Annotated in this window: 19 protein-coding genes; 8 read left to right on the top strand and 11 right to left on the bottom strand. The window is 67.7% G+C overall.

Features of this window, described 5'->3' with window-relative positions; translation table 11 throughout:
- Nucleotides 1-89: 89 nt before the first annotated feature.
- Nucleotides 90-1,043 carry a cation diffusion facilitator family transporter gene (locus ACSFBF_RS04090; RefSeq protein ID WP_435465049.1) on the bottom strand — a complete coding sequence of 318 codons (954 nt, stop codon included), beginning with the start codon at nt 1,041-1,043 and terminating at the stop codon, nt 90-92.
- Nucleotides 1,044-1,082: 39 nt separating this feature from the next.
- Nucleotides 1,083-2,075 (bottom strand): AraC family transcriptional regulator, encoded by a 993-nt coding sequence (locus ACSFBF_RS04095; RefSeq protein ID WP_435465917.1) that lies wholly within the window; start codon nt 2,073-2,075, stop codon nt 1,083-1,085.
- A gap of 234 nt (nt 2,076-2,309) precedes the next feature.
- Between ACSFBF_RS04095 and ACSFBF_RS04100 the strand changes: the two genes are divergently transcribed.
- Nucleotides 2,310-3,362, top strand: coding sequence for an aldo/keto reductase (locus tag ACSFBF_RS04100; RefSeq protein WP_435465050.1), 1,053 nt, complete (start codon nt 2,310-2,312; stop codon nt 3,360-3,362).
- Here the strand turns inward: ACSFBF_RS04100 and bioD are convergent.
- From bioD to ACSFBF_RS04130, 6 genes are all read right to left on the bottom strand, one after another.
- Nucleotides 3,345-4,088 carry a dethiobiotin synthase gene (gene bioD / locus ACSFBF_RS04105; protein ID WP_435465051.1) on the bottom strand — a complete coding sequence of 248 codons (744 nt, stop codon included), beginning with the start codon at nt 4,086-4,088 and terminating at the stop codon, nt 3,345-3,347. The two genes, ACSFBF_RS04100 and bioD, sit on opposite strands and share 18 nt — an antisense overlap.
- Nucleotides 4,085-5,317 (bottom strand): 8-amino-7-oxononanoate synthase, encoded by a 1,233-nt coding sequence (gene bioF / locus ACSFBF_RS04110; RefSeq protein WP_435465052.1) that lies wholly within the window; start codon nt 5,315-5,317, stop codon nt 4,085-4,087. Before bioF ends, bioD begins: the two co-directional genes overlap by 4 nt.
- On the bottom strand, nt 5,301-6,683 hold the full coding sequence (gene bioA / locus ACSFBF_RS04115) for an adenosylmethionine--8-amino-7-oxononanoate transaminase (protein ID WP_435465053.1): 1,383 nt from the start codon (nt 6,681-6,683) through the stop codon (nt 5,301-5,303). The genes bioF and bioA overlap by 17 nt, the downstream gene beginning before the upstream one ends.
- Before the next feature lie 283 nt (nt 6,684-6,966).
- The gene (locus ACSFBF_RS04120; RefSeq protein ID WP_435465054.1) at nt 6,967-7,836 is read right to left on the bottom strand and encodes an NmrA family NAD(P)-binding protein; all 870 of its coding nucleotides are present in this window, start codon (nt 7,834-7,836) and stop codon (nt 6,967-6,969) included.
- A gap of 15 nt (nt 7,837-7,851) precedes the next feature.
- Entirely contained in the window at nt 7,852-8,163 is a 312-nt protein-coding gene (locus tag ACSFBF_RS04125; RefSeq protein ID WP_435465055.1) for a plasmid stabilization protein, read from the bottom strand.
- A gap of 103 nt (nt 8,164-8,266) precedes the next feature.
- Nucleotides 8,267-9,160: a LysR substrate-binding domain-containing protein gene (locus tag ACSFBF_RS04130; RefSeq protein ID WP_093054870.1), complete on the bottom strand. Its 894-nt coding sequence runs from the start codon at nt 9,158-9,160 to the stop codon at nt 8,267-8,269.
- A 152-nt stretch (nt 9,161-9,312) separates the two neighbouring features.
- Here ACSFBF_RS04130 and ACSFBF_RS04135 point away from each other — a divergent pair, with 152 nt between their 5' ends.
- The 6 genes from ACSFBF_RS04135 to ACSFBF_RS04160 are packed head-to-tail and all read left to right on the top strand — an operon-like array spanning nt 9,313 to nt 16,432.
- Complete coding sequence (locus tag ACSFBF_RS04135) at nt 9,313-10,446, top strand: C45 family autoproteolytic acyltransferase/hydrolase (protein WP_435465056.1); 1,134 nt, start codon at nt 9,313-9,315, stop codon at nt 10,444-10,446.
- A 13-nt stretch (nt 10,447-10,459) separates the two neighbouring features.
- Nucleotides 10,460-11,353 (top strand): alpha/beta hydrolase family protein, encoded by an 894-nt coding sequence (locus ACSFBF_RS04140; protein ID WP_435465057.1) that lies wholly within the window; start codon nt 10,460-10,462, stop codon nt 11,351-11,353.
- 34 nt (nt 11,354-11,387) lie between these two features.
- Nucleotides 11,388-12,332, top strand: a complete 945-nt coding sequence (locus tag ACSFBF_RS04145; protein WP_435465058.1) for an ABC transporter permease — start codon at nt 11,388-11,390, stop codon at nt 12,330-12,332.
- A 5-nt stretch (nt 12,333-12,337) separates the two neighbouring features.
- The gene (locus ACSFBF_RS04150; RefSeq protein ID WP_435465059.1) at nt 12,338-13,165 is read left to right on the top strand and encodes an ABC transporter permease; all 828 of its coding nucleotides are present in this window, start codon (nt 12,338-12,340) and stop codon (nt 13,163-13,165) included.
- Nucleotides 13,162-14,835: an ABC transporter ATP-binding protein gene (locus ACSFBF_RS04155; protein WP_435465060.1), complete on the top strand. Its 1,674-nt coding sequence runs from the start codon at nt 13,162-13,164 to the stop codon at nt 14,833-14,835. The genes ACSFBF_RS04150 and ACSFBF_RS04155 overlap by 4 nt, the downstream gene beginning before the upstream one ends.
- 31 nt (nt 14,836-14,866) lie before the next feature.
- Nucleotides 14,867-16,432: an ABC transporter substrate-binding protein gene (locus ACSFBF_RS04160; protein ID WP_435465061.1), complete on the top strand. Its 1,566-nt coding sequence runs from the start codon at nt 14,867-14,869 to the stop codon at nt 16,430-16,432.
- A 7-nt stretch (nt 16,433-16,439) separates the two neighbouring features.
- Here the strand turns inward: ACSFBF_RS04160 and ACSFBF_RS04165 are convergent, their stop codons facing one another.
- The 3 genes from ACSFBF_RS04165 to ACSFBF_RS04175 are packed head-to-tail and all read right to left on the bottom strand — an operon-like array spanning nt 16,440 to nt 19,952.
- Complete coding sequence (locus ACSFBF_RS04165) at nt 16,440-17,030, bottom strand: DUF4304 domain-containing protein (RefSeq protein WP_435465062.1); 591 nt, start codon at nt 17,028-17,030, stop codon at nt 16,440-16,442.
- Complete coding sequence (locus ACSFBF_RS04170; RefSeq protein WP_435465063.1) at nt 17,027-17,644, bottom strand: alpha-ketoglutarate-dependent dioxygenase AlkB; 618 nt, start codon at nt 17,642-17,644, stop codon at nt 17,027-17,029. The genes ACSFBF_RS04165 and ACSFBF_RS04170 overlap by 4 nt, the downstream gene beginning before the upstream one ends.
- On the bottom strand, nt 17,631-19,952 hold the full coding sequence (locus tag ACSFBF_RS04175) for an ATP-dependent DNA helicase (RefSeq protein ID WP_435465064.1): 2,322 nt from the start codon (nt 19,950-19,952) through the stop codon (nt 17,631-17,633). The genes ACSFBF_RS04170 and ACSFBF_RS04175 overlap by 14 nt, the downstream gene beginning before the upstream one ends.
- 152 nt (nt 19,953-20,104) lie before the next feature.
- On the opposite strand from ACSFBF_RS04175, the gene ACSFBF_RS04180 reads away from it, so the two are divergent.
- Complete coding sequence (locus ACSFBF_RS04180) at nt 20,105-23,581, top strand: response regulator (protein ID WP_435465065.1); 3,477 nt, start codon at nt 20,105-20,107, stop codon at nt 23,579-23,581.
- Nucleotides 23,582-23,599: the final 18 nt, after the last annotated feature.

Genomic DNA, 23,599 nt, shown 5'->3' on the forward strand with positions numbered 1-23,599 from the left:
ACATGAACGGGCTGCTGCAGCGAACAAAACAATAGCGAAGTTTCGTAAAACGTGCATGGTCACGTCAGCGCAAGAAATCGCAGCAAGTGCTACAAGGCTGCGCCGCTCTTTCCTTCGGCGCCCACGTCCCCGGCATTGGCCGACGGCGCATCGCTCGCCTCGATGAAGATCCGCTTGATCATCGGGAACCGCGCGCGCACCTGCTTCTCGATGGCCGCGATGGCCTCGGCCGCGTCGCCGGTGGGCGTGTCGTCCTTGAAGTTGACGTCGACGATCACCAGCACGTCTTCCGGGCCGATGTACATCGACAGCACATGGCCCACGTCTTCCACGCCGGGCTGCTCCATGGCCAGCGCGCGAATGGCGCGTGCGGTCTCTGGGCGGATGCCCTCCCCGATCAGCAGCCCGCGCGACTGCGCGATGAGCAGAACGGCCACGCCCGCAAGAAGCAATCCGATGACCACCGAGGCCACGCCGTCGAGGGCCGGCATGTCCAGCGCGTGGCTGAGGTAGATGCCGAGCGCGGCCACCGCCAGGCCCACCAGCGCGGCCGAGTCTTCGGCCAGCACGGTATAGGTGGTCGGGTCCTTGCTGCGGTCGAGCGCCTGCCAGAACGGCTGGCCACGGGCCTGCGCGCGGAACTGCTTCAGCGCGATGAGGAAGCTCGTGCCCTCGAACAGCGCCGCTGCCGCGAGCACGACGTAGTTCCACGTCGGGTCGCGCATCGGCTCCGGCTGGCGGATGTGCTGGATGCCTTCGTAGAACGAGATGCCACCGCCCAGCCCGAAGATGAGCACTGCGACGATGAGGCTCCAGAAGTACAGCTCCTTGCCGTGCCCGAACGGATGCTCGACCGTCGCGGGCCGCTTGCTCAGGCGCAGCCCCACCAGCAGCAGCACGCCGTTGAAGGTGTCGACCGCCGAGTGGATGCCTTCCGACAGCATCGCCGAGCTGCCGGTAACGCCCGCGACGATGAACTTGGTGACCGCGATCGCCACGTTGGCACCAATGGCGCCGTAGATGGCGATCTTCGATTCAGCCATGCGACGCGCCGACCGTGCGCTCCGGCGGGCTCATGCGGCTCATGCCGCTTCCATCGACTCCGCGCCCATCGCATCGTTGCCCGCCTCGCCGAGCCACCGGCGCTTGTCGCGCAGCGGCGGCGCGCCGAACATGCGGCCGTACTCGCGCGCGAACTGCGACGGGCTTTCGTACCCCACGTTGTGCGCGGCACTCGCCACGTCGGCGCCGGCAATCAGCATCTGCCGGCGCGCCTCCTGCAGGCGCAGCTGCTTCTGGTATTGCAGCGGGCTCATCGCGGTGACGGCCTTGAAGTGATGGTGGAACGACGACACGCTCATGTGCACTGCCCGCGCCATGTCTTCCACCCGCAGCGACTGCGCGTAGTTCATGCGCAGCGCGCTGATGGCTTTGGCGATGCGCTGGGTGTGGCTGTCCTGCAGGGCAATCTGCCGCAGCCGCGCGCCCTCGCCGTTCACCAGCAGGCGGTACATGATCTCGCGCTTGATCATCGGCGCCATGATCGGCACGTCTTCCGGCGTGTCGAGCAGTCGCAGCAGGCGCAGCACCGGTTCCAGCACCGGCATGGCGATGCGGTTGACGTACATGCCGCGCGAGGCCGGCGCATTGGCCTTGGCCGGCAGCTTCTCGTCGCCGATGAGGTCGCCGATTTCGTCGAGGGCCAGCTCCAGCCGCACGCCGAGGTACGGCTCCTTCTCGCTCGTGACGCACACCTGGCCGCACACCGGCAGGTCGACCGAGGTGACGAGGTAGTGCATGGGGTCGTACACGTAGATGTCGTCGCCCACGATGATCCGCTTGGAGCCCTGTGCGATGAGGCCCAGCGCCGGGGATGCAAAGCCGTGCTTGGGGCCTTCGGGCTTGCTGATGCAGAACACCTGCAGGCCGGGCACGGCGGTGATGACGGTGCCGTCCTGCCCCTGGGTGATGTGCTCGATCAGCGCCACCAGTTCCTTGCGGGCTTCGTCGAGTTCGGGTTCCAGCGGCATCGGCTGTGCGATGACGGCAGCGATTTCGGGTGTTTCGTCGGACATGTTCGGGGCCTTGTCGCGGTTGGAGGCCAGGATGGCCACCATGGAGGAATAAGCGGTTTTACAGCTTAGCGCGCCTCTCGCAGATTCGCACCTGCCGGCAGGGAGGTCTGGAGAATCAGGCAAATACTTTGCAGGAACGCGCTCGCCACGCCGGGGGCCGCGGCAGGATACTTTTTGCAGTCGCCCGGGGCCAACCGGCCCCTTCGGGCGCCATTCACGCAAAGGAATTTCTCCATGCAATACCGCAAATTCGGCCGCACCGGCCTTTTCGTTTCCGAGCTGTGCCTCGGCACCATGACTTTCGGCGGCTCCTCCGGCATCTGGGGCCAGATCGGCAACCTGCAGCAATCCGAGGCCGAAGGGCTGATCGGCAGGGCGATGGACGCCGGCATCAACTTCATCGACACGGCTGACGTGTATTCCGACGGCCAGTCAGAAATCATCACCGGCCAGGCGCTGAAGAACCTCAAGGCGCCGCGCGACAGCTTCGTGCTGGCCACCAAGGTGCTGGGCGAAACCGGCAGCAAGGGCGTCAACTCGGCCGGCGCCTCGCGTTTTCACATCATGGATGGCGTCAAGGCCAGCCTGCAGCGCCTGCAGCTGGACCACATCGACCTGTACCAGATCCACGGTTTCGACCCGGCCACGCCCATCGAGGAAACCGTGCACGCGCTGGACAACCTCGTGCGCCAGGGCCATGTGCGCTACGTGGGCGTGTCGAACTGGGCGGCCTGGCAGATCGCGAAGGCGCTGGGCATCGCGGAGCGCGACCGGCTGGCGCGCTTCGAGTCGCTGCAGGCCTACTACACCATCGCCGGGCGCGACCTGGAGCGCGAGCTGGCGCCCATGCTGCGCAGCGAGAACGTCGGGCTGATGGTGTGGAGCCCGCTCGCGGGTGGCCTGCTGAGCGGCAAGTTCGGCCGCAACGTCGAAGCGGAAAAAGGCAGCCGCCGCACCACCTTCGACTTTCCGCCGGTGAACGTCGAACGCGCCTACGACTGCATCGACGTGATGCGCCAGCTGGCCGAGGCGCGCAAGGTGTCGGTCGCGCAGATCGCGCTGGCATGGCTGCTGCACCAGCAGGTGGTGACCAGCGTGATCATCGGCGCCAAGCGCGCCGAGCAGCTGGACGACAACATCGCCGCCACGAACATCAAGCTCACGGCCGACGAGCTCGCCACGCTGGACAAGGTGAGCGCGCTGCCAGCCGAGTACCCCGGCTGGATGCTGGAACGCCAGGGCGGCGTGCGGGGCAAGCGGCTGGCGGAATCAGGCCAGCGCGGCTGAGATCACTTCCGAAGCAGTAGCGCGGCGTGCGGCATGGGCTGCCGTCGCGCGCAGTGCGCGCAGGTCGATGTGGCGGGCCGCGCTGGCCGCATCGGGATGTTCGAGGTGCGGCACGATGCCGAGCAAGGGCGCACCGAGCCGCGCACGCAGCGTCTGCAGGTTGGCCTGCGGCGCGAGCATCGACGGATCGACCATGCTCGCCACCCAGCCCGCCAGCACGAGGCCACGCGCGCGGATCGCCTCGGCGCTCAGCAGCGCATGGTTGAGGCAGCCCAGCCGCAGGCCGACCACGAGGATCACGGGCAGGCCCAGCGCCACAGCCAGATCGGCACTGTCGAGGTCATCGCCGAACGGCACGCAGAAGCCGCCCACGCCTTCGACGACCACCGCATCGGCACGCGCCGACAGCTCAGCGAAGGCCGAGAGCATCGGCTGCAACTCGATGCGCACGTCCTCCTGCCTTGCCGCCAGATGCGGCGACATCGGCGCGCGCAGCAGGTATGGGCAGCGCAGCGCCAGCGGCGCATCGACGTTACCGGCCGCGTGCAGCTGCTCCACGTCTTCGTTGCGCCATTCGCCGCCGATGTCTTCCAGCCCCGCGGCCACCGGCTTCATGCCGACCGCGCGCAGGCCAGAGCCGGCCAGCAGGCTCAGCATGGCGCTGCTGACCAGCGTCTTGCCGATGCCCGTGTCGGTGCCGGTCACGAACCAGGCCTTGCGCGTCATGCGGCTTCCTTCACCGGCGGCGCGAGGGCTTCGCCTAGCGCATCGACCAGCCGTGCGACATCGGCCTCGCTGTGGCTGGCCGACAGCGCGATGCGCAACCGCGCCGTGCCGGCGGGCACGGTCGGCGGGCGGATCGCGCCGACGCGCAGGCCGCGCACATCGAGCTGCGCCATCATCCGCATCGCACGCGCGTTGTCGCCCACGATCAGCGGCTGGATCGCGGTGGGCGACTCGGCCAGCCATGCGCTGCCGTCCGCCGGCAGAACGGCCTTCAGCCCCCGGCGCAGCTGCGCGATGCGGGCCCGCAGCCGCGCACGGCGTTCGGCGCCCTCCTCGCCCTCGATCAGCGCCAGGCTCGCGAGCAGCGCATGCGCGACGGCCGGCGGCGCGGCCGTGGTGAAGATGTACGGCCTGGCGCGCTGCACGAGGTAGTCAACGACGGTGCGGTGCGCCGCCACGAAGGCGCCCGACACGCCCGCCGCCTTGCCCAGCGTGCCGACCAGCACCAGGCGCTCCGAGCGCAGGCTCAGAGCCTGTAGCACGCCGCGCCCCGTGGCGCCAAGCACGCCGAAGCCGTGCGCATCGTCGATCACCAGCCAGGCGTCGTGCCGCTCGGCCAGCGCGAGCAGCCCGGCCACCGGCGCGATGTGGCCGTCCATGCTGAACACCGCGTCGCTCACGATGATCTTCACCGGTGCATCGCAAGCGGCGAGCTGCGCGTCGAGCGCAGCCACGTCGCAATGCGGATAGCGCTCGACGCGCGCCTTGGCCAGCCGCGCGCCGTCGATCAGCGAGGCGTGGTTGAGCGACTCCGAGAAGATGACCGCCTCGGCTCCGCCGAGCGCCGACAGCACCGCGAGGTTGGCCATGTAGCCGGTGCAGAAGAACAGGCTCTGCGCCTCGGGAATGAAAGGTGCCATCCAGCCGGCCAGCCGTTCTTCGAGCAGTGCGTGGGCGCGCGAGTGGCCGAGGATCAGGTGCGAACCGCCGCTGCCCGTGCCATACAGCGCCGCGCCTTCGGCCCACGCATCCGCCAGGGCAGGATGTGCGGCAAGGCCGAGATAGTCGTTGCTGCTGAAGCCGAGCATGGTGCGCGGTGCGGTGGCGCCGGCCAGCGTCAGGCTCTGTTCGGGCGCGCAGGCAGTCTCGGCGATCTGCCGGCGGCGGCGCAGCGACTGGGCGTCGAGCGCGTGGATCTCGCCCTGCAGGCGGTCAAGCAAGCGCGACATCGCGGGCTCCTTCCTTTGAACTCGTGGCCATGGTGGCTTTCAGCGTGGCCAGCGTGCCTTCGACCAACTGGTCGATCTCGCCGTCGTTGATCGCATACGGCGGCATGAGGTAGACGGTGTTGCCGATGGGCCGCATCAGCAGCCCTTGCGCGCGCGCCGCCATGTGGAAACGCTCAGCAAAGCGCGCACCGGGCTCGCGCACGTCGAAGGCGGTGATCATCCCGCGCTGGCGGAGGTGATCGACCGGCTGGCCTTCGAGCCCGTCGTGCAATCGCTGCAGCAGGCGCGCCGCCCGGCCGCGGTTGCGCTGCAACGCGTCTTCGCTCTTGAACAGATCCAGCGTGGCCACCGCCGCGCGACAAGCCAGCGCATTGCCGGTGTACGAATGCGAATGCAGAAAGCTGCGCGCCACGTCGTCATCGACAAAGCCTTCGTAGATGGCGTCGCGCGTCATCACCAGCGCCAGCGGCAGGTAGCCGCCGCTGATGCCCTTCGAGAGACAAAGGAAGTCGGGCCAGACGCCAGCCTGCTCGCACGCGAAGAAGCTGCCGGTGCGGCCGCAGCCCACTGCGATCTCGTCGGCGATGAGGTGTACGCCGTAGCGGTCGCACAGGGCGCGCACGAGCCGCAGGTACTCGGGGTCGTGCATCGCCATGCCGGTAGCGCATTGCACCAGCGGCTCGACGATCACGGCGGCGATGGTGTCGTGCTGTTCGGCCAGCAGCACTTCGAGCTCAGCGGCGGCGCGGCGGGCGACGGCGGTTGCGTCTTCGCCCGGCCGGGCATTGCGAGCGTCGGGCGAGGCAACGAGGTGCGCGTTCGCGAGCAAGGGCGCGTAGGCGTCGCGGAACACTGGCACGTCGGTCACGTGCAAAGCGCCGAGCGTTTCGCCGTGGTAGCCCTGCTTCAGCGCCACGAAGCGCTGCTTGCCGCCACGTCCCGCGTTGCGCCAGGCGTGGAAGCTCATCTTCAGCGCGATCTCCACCGCCGAGGCGCCGTCGGAGGCATAGAAGCAATGGCCCAGCGCGTGTCCCGTCAGCGCAGACAGTCGCTCGGCCAGTTCCACGGCCGGGGCATGCGTACAGCCCGCAAGCATCACGTGCGACAGCTTGTCGAGCTGGTCCTTCAGCGCAGCGTTGAGTGCGGGGTGCGCGTGGCCGAAGAGGTTGACCCACCACGAGCTGGTGGCGTCCATGTAGCGGCGGCCTTCGGCATCGAAAAGCCAGACGCCCTCGCCTCGCGCGATGGGCAACGGCGGCACCGCTTCGAGGCGGATGCTCTGCGTGCACGGATGCCAGACATGGCGCCGGCTGCGTTGCTGCAAGGCGGCATTGGAAGATGAGGAAGAAGCAGTCGTAGAAAGCACCCGCGCATTCCTTTCGTGAGGGCAAGGCGCGGGATCGTATCGACGCGCTCACCATGCGGCAAACCGCCAGACGGCCTGCGAAATGACGGACAAATCAGCGACGTTTGCAGGCGTAGAAGCCGCGTTCAGAGCAACGTCACGGAACAAGACGGCTTCTCGCACCCGGGCCGCCATGCCGGGAAAACGCAAGTTGTCCGGCTACCGCCAGAAACAGGTCACGAATGTCCGGTTTTAGCGGCTTCGCGGCCTGAGACCCGGATATCGGACAGCGTATTGGCGGGTTTCAGCAGTCCGGACTCTTCTTCACCAGCGCGGAGATGTACTCGCCCAACGAAATCACGCCCCGCTCCGGCTTGTCGGGCGGCTCGTAGTGCTGGTCCAGTGTGACGCGCGTCATGGCCGCGTACGACCTGGCTCCGGCATCGGAAAAGCCCAGCGACCTGAACGCCTGCTCCCACTGCTCTCGCGGTGTTTCGACCACTTCCACCGGCCGCCCCAGCGCTTGCGAGAAGGCCTGCGCCACGTCCCCCGCCGAATAGCGCTCAGGCCCTTCGACGTGATGCGGTCCCGAGGACTCGGGCGAGCCCAGCATCAACCTGGCGGCGAACTGGCCGAGATCGTGCGGCGCCACCATCGGCAGCCTGAAGTCGGCGGGGTACATGCTGTGCACCTTGCCCTCTTCACGCGCGGTCTTCAGCGAGGCGTCCCAGTTGCTCATGTAGTAGGCGGCGCGAATGGCGCTGAAAGGCGTCGGGCCGGCGCGCAACGCCTGCTCCATGTCGTACAGCACGCCCAGGTCGCCCAGGCCCTCGCCGGGCTGCGCGCCGTAGGTCGACTCGGCGACGATCTTCTCGAGCCTGCAGCCTTCGAGCGCCGAGAGAATGGCGCGCAGGCTCCTGTGCTCTTCGGCCACCGTGTCGGTCGAGGGTGCCGCCGGCGGGTTCAACACGAACAACCGATGGCCGGCCATGAACACGCGGTGCAGCGCATGCGTGTCGAACACGTCGACCACGGCCACGTGCGCGCCCTTGGTCCGCAGGGCTTCGGCCTTGTGCGCATCGCGCGTGACCACGGTGACCGGCTCGCTGCGCCCGAGCAAGTCTTGCGCAAGCGCCGAGCCGACGTGGCCCGTCGCTCCCAGAATGATGTGCATCGGCTGCCTCCGCGCTCAGCCGCGCTTCTCGGCGTTGCGCTTGCGCGTGGCGGCGGCCTTCATCGCGGAGGCTGAGCGCTGGGCGGCGGGGCGATGCGCAGCGGCGGCACCGCCAAGGCGGCCGCCCTTGCGCGCCGGCGCATGGTTCTCGGCCTTGCCACGACCGGAGCCCGACTTCTTGCCGCCGCCGGTCTCGGCATTCACCGTGGCCCAGGCGCGACGCTCGGCTTCGCCCTCGCCCACGCCACGGTGCTCGTAGCCCTTCTCGATGTGTTCGGCCTGTCGCTTCTGCTTGTCCGTATAGGACGACTTGTCGCCTCTTGGCATGGCATTGCTCCTGCTCGATGAGAAGCCTCCATGCTGGGCGCGCGAGGCGCGCCGTGGGTCGGAAGACGCGAGCGCTGCGCGTCAGCCTTGTCTGTCGTGCGTGTCAGGAGCCGGGCTTCATGCGGCGCAGGTGCGCCAGCATCTCCTCGCGGACTACGCCCGTGATGTGGCTGCGCCGCCCGTTCTCCAGCATGCCCAGCCGCCGCGCTATTGGCCGACCCGGCAGTTGCAGCACGCACAGCGCGGGGTCGCTTTCCCAGTCGAAGTTCTTCAGCAGCGGCGCCATGGTGAAGCCCACGTTCTTGCGCACCAGCTCGGCAATGGCCAGCAGCGAATTCAGCTCCAGGAATTCCTTCGGCACCAGCTGCAGCCGCCGCAGGATGCGATCGATGCGCGCACCAGTCGGTGTGCGCCGATCGAAGCGGATGAAGGGCTGGCTGGCGAACAGGCTCGCAATGCTCGTGTCGGGCGCGGCAATGCCCGAGTTGGCGATGACGGTGAGCGTCTCGTCGTAGCACGGCGTCCACAGCAGGCCCGGCACCTCGGGCCATTGCCGCTCGACGACCACGGCCGCGTCGAGCTCGCCGCTCACCACGTCCTGCATCAGTTGCGTCTGCTCGCGCACGCGCAGCTCGACTTCGAGGTTCGGATGCAGCGACTTGAGCTGCGCCAGCGTGCTCGACAGCAAGCCCATGGCCGAGATCAGCGAGCCGAGCTTGATGGTGCCGGCGATCTGCCGCTGGTCTTGCAGGTCGCGCCGCATCGACTCGTATTGCGCCAGCAGTTCCTCGGCGCGCGGCAACAGCAGATGGCCCGCGGGGCTCAGCACCATGGTGCGGCCGGTCTTGTCGAACAGCGTTTTCTTCATTTCCGCTTCGAGCGCGCGCATCTGCTGGCCCACTGCCGCCTGCGTCAGCGCAACCTGGTCGGCCGCCGCGGCAAAGGAGCCGCCACGGGCCGCGGCCACGAAAGTGCGAAGAAAGCGGATGCTGCTCATGCCAAGGCCAAAGGAAAAGAATTTATTTACTAATTCTAAATAATTTTTAAATTTATTTTTTCCTGTACCTGCAAAAGAATGCGGGCCATGGTCATCGCCCTAGCGCCTTCAGGCGGCAGGCCGATGACAGGAACACCCAGCCCACTCACCTCATGACCACCCCTGAATACTTTCCCCTCGTCGATGTTTCCGGCACGCCCCATGCGCGCGGCCTGCAGCACGGCCGTGCCGTGCCTGAGCGCGTGGCCGGCGGCGTGGCGCTCTACCGCGCCCAGCTCGGCCGCCGCGGCCTGGACGACGCCACCATCCGCCACCTGGCGCAGTCGATGCTGCCGCTGATCGAGGCCTACGACGCGAGCTATCTCGAGGAGATGCGCGGCATCGCCGAAGGCGCCGGCGTGCCGCTCGAAGACATCGTGATGATCAACTGCCGCACCGAGATGCTCTTCGGCTATGCCGACATGAAGCGCCCCGCCCAGGCTTCGGCCGACGCGGCACCCTCCGAAGACGGCGACTGCACCGGCCTCGTCGTGCTGCCCGCGCGCTCGGCCACCGGCCGCCTGATGCACGCCCACAACTGGGACTGGCGCCAGGAATGCGTGGACACCGGCATCGTGCTGCGCATCCGCAACGCGGACGGCCCCGACATGCTCACCTTCACCGAAGCCGGCGCGCTGGCACGGCACGGCTTCAACAGCAACGGCGTGTCGCTTACCGGCAATTCGCTGACCTGCCATGAAGACTTCCAGAAAGGCGCCGGCGTGCCGCTGGTGCTGCTGCGCCGCCGCGTGCTGGAAGCCACCAACCTCGCGCAGGCGATGAAGACCATTTGGGCCTCGAAACGCTACTGCGCCAACAACATGATCCTGGCGCAGTCCAGCGGCAACGACGGCTCGGGCATCAGCCTCGAGACCTCGCCCGGCGAAATCTTCTGGACGCTGCCCGAGACCGACCTGCTGGTGCATGCCAACCACTGGATGTCGCCCTCGGCCATCGTCAAGCTGCGCGACCCCGGCCTGCCGCAGCGACCCGACAGCATCTACCGCCAGCACCGCGTGGAAAACGCCCTGCGCCGCGTCGAGGACCGTATCGACTGGACCGACGTGAAGGCCGCGCTCGCCGACGAATTCGGCAAGCCCGACGGCGTGCTGCGCACCCCGAAGCCGGCCGACTTCAGCAGCATCTCGGCCACCGTGGCCACCACGCTCATGGACGCGGCCAACCGCGTGATGTGGGTCGCGCGCAAGCCCTACGAGGCCCGCAATTTCCAGGAATACACGCTTTAATCGCCCCGCTCCCATGACCCAGAACACTTCCACCGAAGCTCCCACCGCCCTGGCCGACCAGCGCGCCCGCGCCATCTACGACCTGGGCCCCAGCACCATCTACGCCTCGCGCAGCGACCCGCGCTTTTCTTACTGCACCTACGTGCCCGAACACATCGGCAAGCCCGGCGCCCGGCCGATGCAGCTGGTGGTGGTGATGCACGGCACCGGCCGCGGCTTCGTCAACTACCGCGAGGCCTTCAGCGGCTTTGCCAAGTGGAACGACTGCATCGTGCTGTGCCCGCTGTTCCCGGCTGGCGTGCGCGGCGACGGCAACCGCGACGGCTTCAAGCACCTGATCGAAGCCGACATCCACTACGACCGCATCCTGCTCGACATGGTGGCCGAGGTGGGCGAGAAGTTCGGCTGCGACTTCAGCCAGTTCGCGCTCTTCGGCTATTCGGGCGGCGGCCAGTTCGCCAACCGCTTCGCGATGCTGCACCCCGAACGCCTGTGGGCCGTGTCGATAGGCGCGCCCGGCTCGGTCACGCTGATCGACCCCGAGCAGGGCTGGTGGGTCGGCACGAAAGACTTTGCCGGCCGCTTCGGCAAGCCGATGAACCTCGAGGCCCTGCGCCGCGTGCCGGTCCACATGATCGCCGGCAAGGCCGACATCGAGACCTGGGAGATCACGCACCGCGAAGGCGGCAAGTACTACATGCCCGGCGCCAACGATGCCGGCCGCACCCGGCCCGAGCGGCTCGAAACGCTGCGCCGTTCCTTCGAGGCAGCGGGCGTCAAAGTCACCTTCGACCTGCTCGACAACGTGCCGCACAACGGCATGGCCTGTGTCGGGCACGTGCAAGACTTCTTCGCCGACGCGCTGTATGCGCTGCGCGAGCCGCGCGCCGTGTCGTCTTCGGCCTGACGCCCACCGCAAGCAACAACGAGGAAGACGGCCTATGTTCCGTTTCGCAGCGTCCCGCATCGCGATGGCGATACCCACACTGCTCATCGTGGCGGTGTCGGTGTTCGTGCTGATACGGCTGATTCCCGGCGACCCCGCGCAGCTCCTGCTGGGCGATCTCGCCACGCCCGCCAGCCTGGCCGAGCTGCGTGCCCGCCTCGGGCTCGACCGCTCGCTGCCGGCGCAGTTCGGCATCTGGTTCGGCCACGTGCTGCAGGGCGACCTGGGCACCTCTATCAACAGCGGGCAGGACGTGCTCTCGCTCGTGACCGACCGCTTTTTGATCAGCGGCCGCATCGTGCTGGTGGCCGTGGCGCTGGCCGCGATGGTGGCGGTGCCCGCCGGCATGATCGCCGCGTGGAAGCAGAACCGCGCGCCCGACCTGCTGCTGGTCGGCGCGGCAACGCTGCTGGTGTCCATTCCGACCTTCTGGCTCGGCCTGCTGTTGCTGCTGCTGTTCGGCCTGAAGCTGGGCTGGCTGCCAGTGGTGGGCTACGTGGGCATCGCCGAAGACTGGAAGAACGGCCTGCTCTACCTGGTGCTGCCGGTGCTCACGCTGTTCCTGCACGAGATCGGCGTGCTGATGCGCATGGCGCGCGCCAGCACGCTCGAAGTGCTGCGGCTGGACTACATCACGCATGCGCGCGCCAAGGGCCTGTCGGAGCGCGCGGTGCTGATGCGCCACGCCTTCAAGAATGCCTTCGGGCCAACGTGGACGCTCATCGGCCTGGTGCTGGGCAACCTGCTCGGCGGCATCGCGGTGGTGGAAACGGTGTTCACCATTCCCGGACTGGGCCGGCTGCTGGTCGATGCGATCTTCGCGCGTGACTACCCGGTGATACAGGGCTGCCTGCTGTTCGTGGCGGTGATCTACGTGGTGGTGAATCTCGTCATCGATCTCTGTTATCCCTTCTTCGACCCGAGAGTCGCCGTCGAATGAGCACGATGAAACGCAAGAAGCGCATTCCCCTCAACGCCCTGATCGGCATCGTCATCGTCGGTTTGATCGTGGCCGCGGCTCTCATCAGCCTCGTGTGGACGCCGCACGATCCGCTGCGCATCAATTTCGGCTCGCGGCTCAAGCTGCCCGGCGGCGCCTTCCTGCTGGGCACTGACGAATTCGGCCGCGACGAGCTCTCGCGCCTCATGGCCGGCGCCGCCACCAGCGTGTGGATCGCGGTGCTGACTGTCGGCTTCTCGATCGTCGTGGGCAGCATCGTCGGCGTGCTGACGGGCTTCCTGCGCGGCTGGACCGACCGCATCGTGATGGCCTTCAACAACGCGCTGCTGGCCTTCCCCGGCCTGCTGCTGGCGCTGGGCCTGCTCGCGGTGGTGGGCGCGAACCAGTACGGGATCATCCTGGCGCTCGGGCTGGCCTACACGCCATCGGTGACGCGCATCGTGCGCGGCACGGTGCTGTCGCTGCGCGAAAAGGAGTTCATCGAATCCTCGCGCGTGCTGGGCAACTCCGAGCTCTACACCATGGTGCGCCACGTGCTGCCCAACTGCACCGCCCCGCTGACGGTGCTGGCCACTTCGATGTTCGGCTGGGTCATATTGGCCGAGAGCGCGCTGTCGTTCCTCGGCCTGGGTGTGCCGCCACCGGCGCCTACCTGGGGCAACATGCTCGCGTCGGCCCGTCCGTTCATGGCGCAGGCCAGCTATCTCTCGATTCTTCCGGGCCTGTGCATCGCGCTGACGCTGCTGGGCATCAACCTGCTGGGCGACGCGGTGCGCGACTGGCTCGACCCGCGCATGAAGGGCGTGCAATGACGACCACCACGACGAACACCCCACTGGTCAGCGTGGAAGGCCTGACGCTTGCCGTCGGCATGGGCGGCCGGGAGATCGTGCGCAACGTGTCCTTCGACATCGCGCCGGGCGAAATGGTCGGCATCGTCGGCGAATCGGGCAGCGGCAAGACGCAGGCAGCGCGCGCCATCATGGGCCTCACGCCGCCACCGCTGGTGCGCACGGCCGGGCGCATCCTGTTCGAGGGTGAAGACTTGGCACTGGCAAAACCGGCGCGGCTGCGCGAACTGCGCGGCGCGCGCGTGGGCATGGTGTTCCAGGAGCCGATGACCTCGCTCAACCCGTCGATGACCATCGGCAAGCAGCTCGGCGAGGCGCTGGCGCTGCACCGGCGTGACCTGGCTCCGGCCGCGCGGCAGGCGCGCATTCTCGACATGCTGGCGCGCGTCGGCATCCGCGACCCCAAAGGCGCGCTCGACGCCTGGCCGCACGAGTTCTCTGGCGGCATGCGCCAGCGGATGATGCTGGCCTCGGTGATGCTGCTGGAGCCTGCATTGCTGATTGCCGACGAGCCCACCACCGCGCTCGACGCCGTGGTGCAGCGCGACGTGCTGGAACTCATGGTCGGCCTTACGCGCGAGCACAACACGGCCGTGCTGATGATCAGCCACGACCTGCCGATGGTGGCGCGCTTCACGCAGCGCATGGTGGTGATGCGGCACGGCGAGGTGAAGGAAACCGGCCGCACAGACGACATGCTCGAACAGCCGAAGCACGAATACACGCGCGAGCTGCTGCAGGCCATGCCGCGCCGCCTGCCCGCACGGCAGGTGACCGACGAAGCGCCCGTGGTCGAGGTGCGCAACCTGGTGGTCGACTATGCGGGCCACCGCCGCCTGTTCACGAAGGCAACGCCCAAGCGCGCGCTGCACGGCATCGACCTGGTGGTGCGGCCGCGCGAAGTGGTCGCGGTGGTCGGCGGCTCGGGCTCGGGCAAGACCACGCTGGGCCGCACCATCGCCGGGCTGCTGAAGCCCAGCGGCGGCGACATCCTGTTCCGCGGCCGGCCCATCCTGCGCTCCGATGCCGGCTGGTCGGACTACCGGCTGCAATGCCAGATGGTGTTCCAGGACCCGTATGCCTCGCTCGATCCGCGCATGACCATCGACCAGCTGGTGGGCGAAGGGCTGCGGCTTATCAAGGGCATGTCTACGGCCGACAAGGTGCGCCGCGTGCAGGAAGTGCTCGACGAGGTCGGGCTGGGCACATCGTTTGCGACGCGCTATGCGCACGAGCTGTCGGGCGGCCAGCGCCAGCGCGTGGCGATCGCCCGCGCCATCGTGCGCCGGCCGGCGTTCGTGATTGCCGACGAGCCCGTGTCCGCGCTCGACGTCACGGTGCGCGCGCAGGTGCTGGAGCTGTTCGCCGAGCTGCAGAAGCGCCACGGCTTCTCGTGCCTTTTCATCAGCCACGACCTCGGCGTGGTCGAGCAGGTCGCCGACCGCGTGATCGTCATGCAGGACGGCCGCATCGTCGAGCAGGGCTCGCGCGACACCGTGTTCGATGCGCCGCAGCAGGACTACACGCGCAAGCTGCTGTCGGCCATTCCGGCACTGGAGCCGACCGCCGGTGGCGGTGTGCGGCTGCGCTGGCGCTTCGGGGCCGAAACGCCAGTCCCGGCCTTTGCCTGATCTTTTTGTAATCGCACCGCAGGAGTTCTTCATGCCCCGCTTCACCCTTCGCCACGCCGCCATCGCCGCTGCCTGCCTGGCCGCCTCGGGCGCCTTCGCCCAGACCACCGTCACCGTGGCCCAGCCTGCCGACATCCGCTCCACCAACCCTGGCGTGAACCGCGACAACACCACCGACGGCGTGGTGCTGAACATCGTCGAGGGGCTGGTCGGCTACCGCATGGACGGCAGCGTGGGCCCGCTGCTGGCGCAGTCGATCGACGTGTCGAAGGACGGCATGACCTACACCTTCAAGCTGCGCAAGGGCGTGAAGTTCCACAACGACACACCGATGACCTCGGCCGATGTGGCATGGAACTGGAAGCGCTACATGGACCCGAAGACCGACTGGCGCTGCACCGGCGAGTACGACGGCCGCAACGGCCTGAAGGTGGTCGAGACCGCCACGCCCGACGACAGCACCTTCGTGATGAAGATCAACAAGCCCTCGGCCGTGTTCCTCGACACACTCGCGCGCACCGACTGCGGCATGACGGCCATCCTGCACAAGAGCTCGGTGAAGGCCGACGGCAGCTGGGACAAGCCCGTGGGCACCGGCCCCTTCAAGTTCGGCGAGTGGAAGCGCGGCGAATACGTCACGGTGACGGCCTTCAAGGGCTACACCTCACCGGCCGGCGCCACCAAGTCAGACGGCTACACCGGCCTGAAGGCGCCGCTGGTGGACACGGTGAAATTTCTCGTCGTGCCCGACGCAGCCACCGCGGCGGCCGGGCTGAAGTCGGGCGCCATCGACGCGGGCCAGATCACTTCGAGCGATGCGCAGGAGCTCAAGAACGATCGCAACCTCACTGTGCAGGCGCCGCCCGAGGCCATCAAGAACGTGCTGCTGATCCAGACGCGCGACCCGCAGCTGAAGAACGAGAAGTTGCGCCAGGCCATCGCGGCCTCGCTCGACATCGAGCAGATCGTGGCGGCCGCCTCCGAAGGGCTGGGCTCGGTCAACAACTCGGCCATCCACAAGGGCTCGGCCTTCTACAGCGCCGCGCAGAAGAAAGGCTGGCACTACGACCCGGCGCAAGCCGCCAAGCTGCTGCGCGAGGCCGGCTACAAGGGCGAGAAGATCACCATCCAGACCAACAAACGCGCGCACGTGCCCAGCTACACGGTGGCGGTGCTGGCGCAGGCCATGATGCAGTCGGTGGGCATCAACGCGCAGATCGAAGTGCTCGAATGGGCCACGCAGCTCGACCGCTACAACAGCGGCAACTACCAGATGAGCTCGTTCAGCTATTCGTCGCGGCTCGACCCGGCGCTGAGCTACGAACAGTTCGCCGGCCCGAAGGACAAGCAGGCGCGCAAGGTGTGGGAAGACCCGCAGGCGCTGAAGCTGATCGACGACAGCTTCGCCGAGTCTGACCCGAAGAAGCGCCAGGCCCTGTTCGACCAGATCCACGCGCTGATGATCCAGCAGGTGCCGATGGTGATGCTGTTCAACGGCCTCGACGCATGGGCCGTGCGCAAGCGCATCAGCGGGTTTGCGGTGTGGGAAGGCAAGCCGCGCATGTGGGGTGTTTCAGCTACTGCTGCGCGCAGCTAGCCGAGCGCTAAGCCGTCAGGACCTTCGCGAGGTCCGCTTTCAAAGACGTGGCCCGCTCCGGCGCGCGCGCGAGCCCCGCATCGACCAGGGCCCGCGCCCGTGCGAGGTCGCCCAGGTGCACCGCGATCCGTGCGAGATGCAAGGCCGTTCGCGCATGGATCTGGTTCGGATCGGTCTCGCGCAGCATCTGCTCGAAGCTTTGCGGGTAGCTGCCATGCCGTGCAAAGAAGGCACGCCCCGGGCCCGTCCACTCGCTCACGATGAACTCGACGTTCTCTTCCGCCTGCTCTTTCGCCGCGCCATAGGCCCATCCGAAGGCGGCGCCGGGCGGGGGCTCCATCCGGTCGCGAAACACGCAATGCGATTCTTCCAGCGCATCCGGCGCCACCTGGGCGCCGCCTTCGGTCGGCAGGAAGTCGAGATGCGCGCCGAGGTTCAGGTAGCACGCCTTCCCGCCGCTTGCGCCCTGTACGTTGAACACATGGATCAACGGCCCGTCGATGCGCCGCAGCGTCTGGCCCAAACCCTCGAAGCCTTCGGCCTTCAGCACGGGGAAGAGTTTTTGCGTGAGGAGCTTGAGAAAGGTGGTGCGGTTCATGGGGCGCGGATTCTCCGTGTGCGCAAGGTGATGGAATAGCGCAAGGCTTCGGTCGGTGCAATGGCATGTTGCCATGCCCAGCGCGCCGGGCCGCGCAGCAGGTACACCGAGCGCGGCTCGACCAGGAATTCGAGCGTGGCCGGCTCCGAAGCCGCCGCACCGGGCACGTACGGCCTGAACTGCATCACCGCATCGCCGTGCAGCGAGACACCGATGATGTTCTCGAAGTCCGGCACGTCGCGGTGCCAGCCCAGCGGAGTGCCAGGCCGGTATTCGGCAATCAGCATGTGGGTGAGCTCTTCGGGCCCGATGCCGGCCCAGGCGGCTGCCTTTGCGCGTAGCGGGTGCAGCACTTCGGGCAGCGGCGCGCCGGGCTTAAGGCGGTTGTTCTCGAAGTCGTAGCTGCCGCCGAAGCTGGTGCCGCGCCGCCGCGCCGTGTATTCCTTGTAGCGCATCTCCTTGAGCGGCAAGCCCTGCACGATGTGCAGCAGGCCGGCTTCTTCCTCGGCTGACAGGAAGTCGCGCTCGTAGCGCAAGCCCTCTATGGCTGCCACGGGTGCCTCGCCGAACAAGTCGGGCTGCCCCGCGTGTTCGAGGCGTCTAACGGTGCGCATCCTCTTCGCCTCCTGCCAGTTGCACATGCCACCAGCGCGGCAGCAGCTCACGGATCTCGGCGCGCGCAAAGCGGTCGTCGAGCAGGTGCAGCACGCCGCGGTCTTCCTCGGTGCGAATCACGCGGCCGGCCGCCTGCACCACCTTCTGCAGGCCGGGGTAGAGGTATGTGTACTCATAGCCCTTGCCGAAGCGCGTCTGCATGCGCTCGCGCGTGATCTCGTTGAGTTCGTTGTACTGCGGCAGGCCCAGGCTGGCGACGAAGGCGCCGATCAGTCGGCTGCCCGGCAGGTCGATGCCCTCGCCGAACGCGCCGCCGAGCACCGCGAAGCCGATGCCCTGCCCGCCCTCTTCGAAGCGCGCAATGAAGCCGTGGCGGTCGGCCTCTCGCATGCCACGCGTCTGCGTCCACACGGGCACGCTGGGGTGTCGCAGCGAAAACGCGGCGCAGGCTTTTTCGAGGTAGTCGAAGCTGCTGAAGAAAGCCAGGTAGTTGCCCGGCAGGCGCTCGAACTGCGCGCCGATGATGTCCGCCACATTGCGCAGCGACCCCGCGCGATCGCGAAAGCGCGTCGACACATGCATCGCCACCTCGACCCGCAGCTGCTGGCTGTCGAAGGGCGAGGCCACGTCGAGCAGCGCTGTGTCTTCAGGCAGGCCCAGCGCGTCGCGATAGAACGCGAAAGGTGACAGCGTGCCCGAGAAGCATGTGACCGACACCGCATCGCCGAAGCGCGCTTCGAGGAACGGCGCGGGCACGAGGTTGCGGATGGCCAAGCTGCGATCCTGCTGCGTGGCACCCAACGTGCGCTCGAACACCGAGTGGTCGCCGAAGGCCTCGGCCAGCCGGGCGAAGTGCAGCGCATCGAAAAAGAAGCGCTGCAGCGGCCCCTGCGAGGCATCGGGCGTGGCGGCGAAATATTCGGCCATGGCGGTGTTGGCCGCCTGCAGGGTGCGCAGGAAGCGCTCGGGGATCTCGTCGGCGGTTTCGTAGCTGGCCACTTGCGACTGCTGCACCGTGTCCCATTCGCGGAACAGCCGGGCCAGCGGACCGCGCAGTGCGGCGGGCGCGACGCGGTGCGCTTCTTCGAGCGCCGCGCCTTCGAGCTGCGCGGTGTACATGCCGCGCGAGCGCTCCAGCAGGTTGTGGGCCTCGTCCACCAGCACGGCCACGCGCCAGTCGGCGTCGCGCATGGTGGCGTAGAGGAAGGCGCTGCTGTCGAAGTAGTAGTTGTAGTCGCCGACGATGGCGTCGGCCCAGTGCGCCATCTCCTGCGCGAGGAAATAAGGGCACACCTCGTGCGTGAGCGCAATGTTGCGCAGCGCCTCGCGGTCGAGCCACGCCACCTGCGCGGCCTGTTCGCGTGCGGCGGGCAGGCGGTCGTAGAAGCCCCTGGCGAGCGGGCAAGCGTCGCCGTGGCAGGCGCGATCAGGGTATTCGCAGACCTTCTCGCGGGCAGCGAGTTCGAGCACCCGCAGCTTGCCCTGGCCCCTGCCCTTGTCGAGCACTCGAAGCGCATCGAGCGCCACCGGCCGGCCGGAGGTCTTGGCGGTGAGGAAGAAGAGCTTGTCGATCCTGCGTGCCGCGCGGGCCTTGAGCAGCGGGAAGATGGTGGCCAGCGTCTTGCCGATGCCCGTGGGCGCCTGCGTCATCAGGCAGCGCCCGCCCACGGCCGCGCGGTAGACGGCTTCGGCCAATTCGCGCTGGCCGGTGCGAAAGGCGCGGTGCGGAAACTCGAGTTGGGCCAGCATGGCGTCGAGCGCGGCGCGGTGGCCAGCTTCGCTCGCGGCCCATTCGCTGTAGCGGCCGCACAGCTGCTCGAAGTGCTCCCGCAGCGCATCGCGGCTGTGGTGCTCTTCGAGCACGGTTTCGTCGCCGGTGGCAAGGTCGAGGTACACCAGCGCCACGGTCATTTCTTCATGGCCGTTGAGCTCGCACAGCATCCAGCCGTAGGTGCGTGCCTGCGCCCAGTGCAGCGCGCGGTGGTTGCCGCGGATGGCATCGAAGTCGCCGCGGAAGGTCTTGATTTCTTCGACGCGGGATGCGCGTGCCTCGTAGCCGTCGGCCCGGCCGCGCACGCGGACCGCGCCGCAGCTGGCTTCGAGCCCGACCTCGCAGGCGTAGTGCTCGGGATCGCGCCGGTGCTGCACCATCGCGTGCCCGGCCATGCCTTCGAGCGCGCTGGGCGCGGGCACGAAGCGCAGGTCGAGGTCGCCCGCCTTCGCGCCGAAGGCGCACAGGGCCTTGACGGAGACGACGTGCGCAACCACGGAGGCCGCGTCTTGCGGGTTGGAGGGTTCGGAGCCCATCTGGCAAATGCTGTATGAATTTACAGTATAGCCACGCAGGTGCGGTGGCCACGGTTTCCACATCCGCGCCAAGACCGTGACGGGGTCTTCTCCGACAGGGCGTCTTCGATTTATCGACAAAACTTGACAAGTTTTGCCTACAACTGCGACCGATGAACACTCCCACCGCGATCGACCCCGACGACTTCGAGCGCCTGCTCAGCCGGAACATCAAGCTGCCCCTGATCGGCGGCGTGTTCGGTGCCGTGGTGTTCGTGGGGTTGATCCTGTTCCTGCTCAACACCATCGGATGGGTCGAGCACACCGATCGTGTCACCCGCTCCGCCAGCGAGTTGCAGCGCCGCACCATCGACATGGAAACCGGCGTGCGCGGCTTCCTGATCACCGGTGAACGGAGCTTTCTGGAGCCTTACCAAAGCGCCCTGACCCGCCTCAAGGGCGATACGGCCGGGCTGCGCAACCTGGTGTCGGACAACCCGCAGCAGGTGGAGCGCATCGACCGCCTCGCCACGCTGCAGGCGGCCTGGCTCGAATTTGCCAACGGCATGATTGCCGCGCGCGACGCCAGCAGCGGCAATCAGACCGCCGTGCGCCTCGGCGACGAAAAGCGGCTGATGGACGACATGCGCGCCGAGTTCACCGCCTTCATGGAGACCGAGCAGACCCTGCGCTTCCAGCGCAACAACGCGGCCAACAGCACTGCCTGGTGGGTCGTGGGCCTGTTCCTGCTGTTCACCTTGAGCTTCACCGGGTTGATGGCCTACTTCGGACGGCGCCAGCTGGTGCGGCTGTCCGACAGCTACGACGTGGTGCTGAAGGAGCAGGAAACGCGCGCCGAGCAGCTCGCCCACGAGGCCTGGCTGCGCAGCGCGCAGACCGGGCTGGTGGGCGAGCTGGTCGGCGAACTCAGCGCGCCGGACATGGGCCGCAAGGTGCTCGCGTTCTTCTCGCACTACCTGGGCGCCTCGGTGGGCGCCATGTACGTGCGCGAGCGCCACGGCCCGCTGCGCCGGGCGGCGAGCTACGGCTTTTCGAGCGCGGCCGAGGCCACGCCGCAGGTCTTTTCCCCCACCGAAAGCCTGGTGGGCCAGGCCGCCGCAGAGCGCCGGCGCATGCTGATCGACCCAGTCGATGCCGACTACCTGAAGGTCAACTCAGGCTTGGGCGAGATGGCGCCCAAGTCGGTGTTGCTGGTGCCTGTCGCGAGCAGCGGCATGGTCAACGGCGTGGTCGAGCTCGGCCTGCCCGGCCCGCTGGACGAGCGCGGCAACCAGCTGATCGACCTGGTGGCCGACGACATCGGCACCTCGCTGGCGGCGGCGCGCTACCGCGAGCAACTGCAGGAGGTGCTGGGCGAAACCCAGCAGCTCAACGAGGAGCTGCAGGTGCAGCAGGAAGAGCTGCGCACCGCCAATGAAGAACTGGAAGAACAGTCGCGCGCCCTGCGCGCCTCGCAGGCCATGCTGGAGAACCAGCAGGCCGAGTTGGAGCAGACCAACAGCCAACTCTCCGAGCGCACCGAGGCCCTCGACCAGCGCAACACCGCGCTGCGCCGCGTGCAGCGCGACCTCGAAGACCGCGCCGACGAGCTGCAGCGCGCGAGCCGCTACAAGTCGGAATTTCTCGCCAACATGTCGCACGAGCTGCGCACGCCGCTCAACAGCGCGCTCATCCTCGCCAAGCTGCTGGGCGACAACCCGCAGGGCAACCTCTCGCCGGAGCAGGTGAAGTTCGCGGAGTCGATCTACTCGTCGGGCAACGACCTGCTGGTGCTCATCAACGACATCCTCGACATCGCGAAGGTGGAAGCCGGCAAGCTCGAAGTGGTGCCCGAAGACGTGACGCTCGCCAAGCTGGGCCGCAGCCTCGAGAGCACCTTCAGCCCGCTGGCGATGCAAAAGAACCTGGGCTTCCGGCTGGAGGTGCGCCCTGATGCGCCAGCGACGCTGGTCACAGACCGGCAGCGGGTCGAGCAGATCCTGAAGAACCTGCTGTCGAACGCGATCAAGTTCACCGAGCGCGGCGAAGTTGCGCTGACAGTCTCGCCGGCTGCTGATGGCGGCGCCACCTTCGCGGTGTCCGACTCGGGCATAGGCATCGACCCGCAGCAGCACGAACTGATCTTCGAAGCCTTCCGCCAAGCCGACGGCACCACCAGTCGGCGCTATGGCGGCACCGGGCTGGGCCTGTCGATCTCGCGCGACCTCACGCAGTTGCTGGGCGGCACGCTCACGGTGCAGAGCGAGCCGGGCCAGGGCAGCACCTTCGTGCTGCAGCTGCCAGCAAAGGCGCCGCAGGCTTCACCGGCAACGCTTCAGCCATCGGCGGTCTACACGCCGCGGCCCGCGCATGCGCCATCGGTTGCCTCGCTGGCGCCGAAGCCCCCTGCTCCGGTGCCCGCGCCGCAGTTCGCCGACGACCGCTCCATCCCACGCGACCAGGTGCGCCGCGTGCTGGTGATCGAAGACGAGCCGCAGTTCGCGCACATCCTCTACGACCTGGCGCACGAGCTGGGTTATCGCTGCCTGGTGGCGCACGGCGCGGCCGACGGCTTCGAACTGGCCACGCAGTTCCTGCCCGACGCGATCCTGCTCGACATGCGCCTGCCCGACAGCACCGGCCTCGACGTGCTGCAGCGGCTGAAGGATTCGCCGCACACGCGCCACATTCCGATCCACGTGGTGTCCGCCGCCGAGGGCGTACAGGGCGCTGCGCTGCAGATGGGCGCCATCGGCTACGCGCTGAAGCCGGCCACGCGCGACGAACTGATGAAGGTGTTCGGCCGGCTGGAGGAAAAGCTCACGCAGAAGGTCAAGGCCGTGCTGCTGGTGGAAGACGACGAGCTGCAGCGCGAGAGCGTCATCAGGCTGATCGGCGACGACGACATCGAGATCGTTGCCGTCGGCTCCGGCGAAGAGGCGCTGGAGCTGCTGCGCACCCGCGTGTTCGATTGCATGATCACCGACCTGAAGCTGCCCGACATGCAGGGCAGCGAGCTGTTGAAGGCCATGGCGGCGGAAGAAATCGTGTCGTTCCCGCCGGTCATCGTCTACACCGGGCGCAACCTCACGCGCGACGAAGAGGCCGAGCTGCAGCGCTACTCGCGCTCGATCATCATCAAGGGTGCGCGCTCGCCCGAGCGCCTGCTCGACGAAGTGACGCTGTTCCTGCACAAGGTGGAGGCCGAGCTTTCCAGCGAACGCCGGGGCATGCTGAAGACCGCGCGCGGGCGCGACCGCATCTTCGAGGGCCGCACCATCCTGCTGGTGGACGACGACGTGCGCAACATCTTCGCGCTGACCAGCGCGCTGGAGCAGCGCGGCGCCATCGTCGAGATCGGCCGCAACGGCCGCGAGGCGCTGGAGCGGCTCGACCAGGTGAGCGAGATCGACCTCGTGCTGATGGACGTGATGATGCCGGAGATGGACGGCCTCGAAGCCACGCGCCGCCTGCGTGGCGACCCACGCTTCGAGAAGATGCCGGTGATCGCCATCACCGCCAAAGCCACCAAGGACGACCGCGAGCAATGCCTGGCCGCGGGCGCCAACGATTACCTTGCCAAGCCTGTGGATCTGGAGCGCCTGTTCTCGCTGCTGCGCGTGTGGATGCCGAAAATGGAGCGACTGTGAGCCGCCCTGCTTCATCGC

This window comes from Variovorax nivicola, assembly GCF_051216475.1.
GTDB lineage: Bacteria > Pseudomonadota > Gammaproteobacteria > Burkholderiales > Burkholderiaceae_C > Variovorax.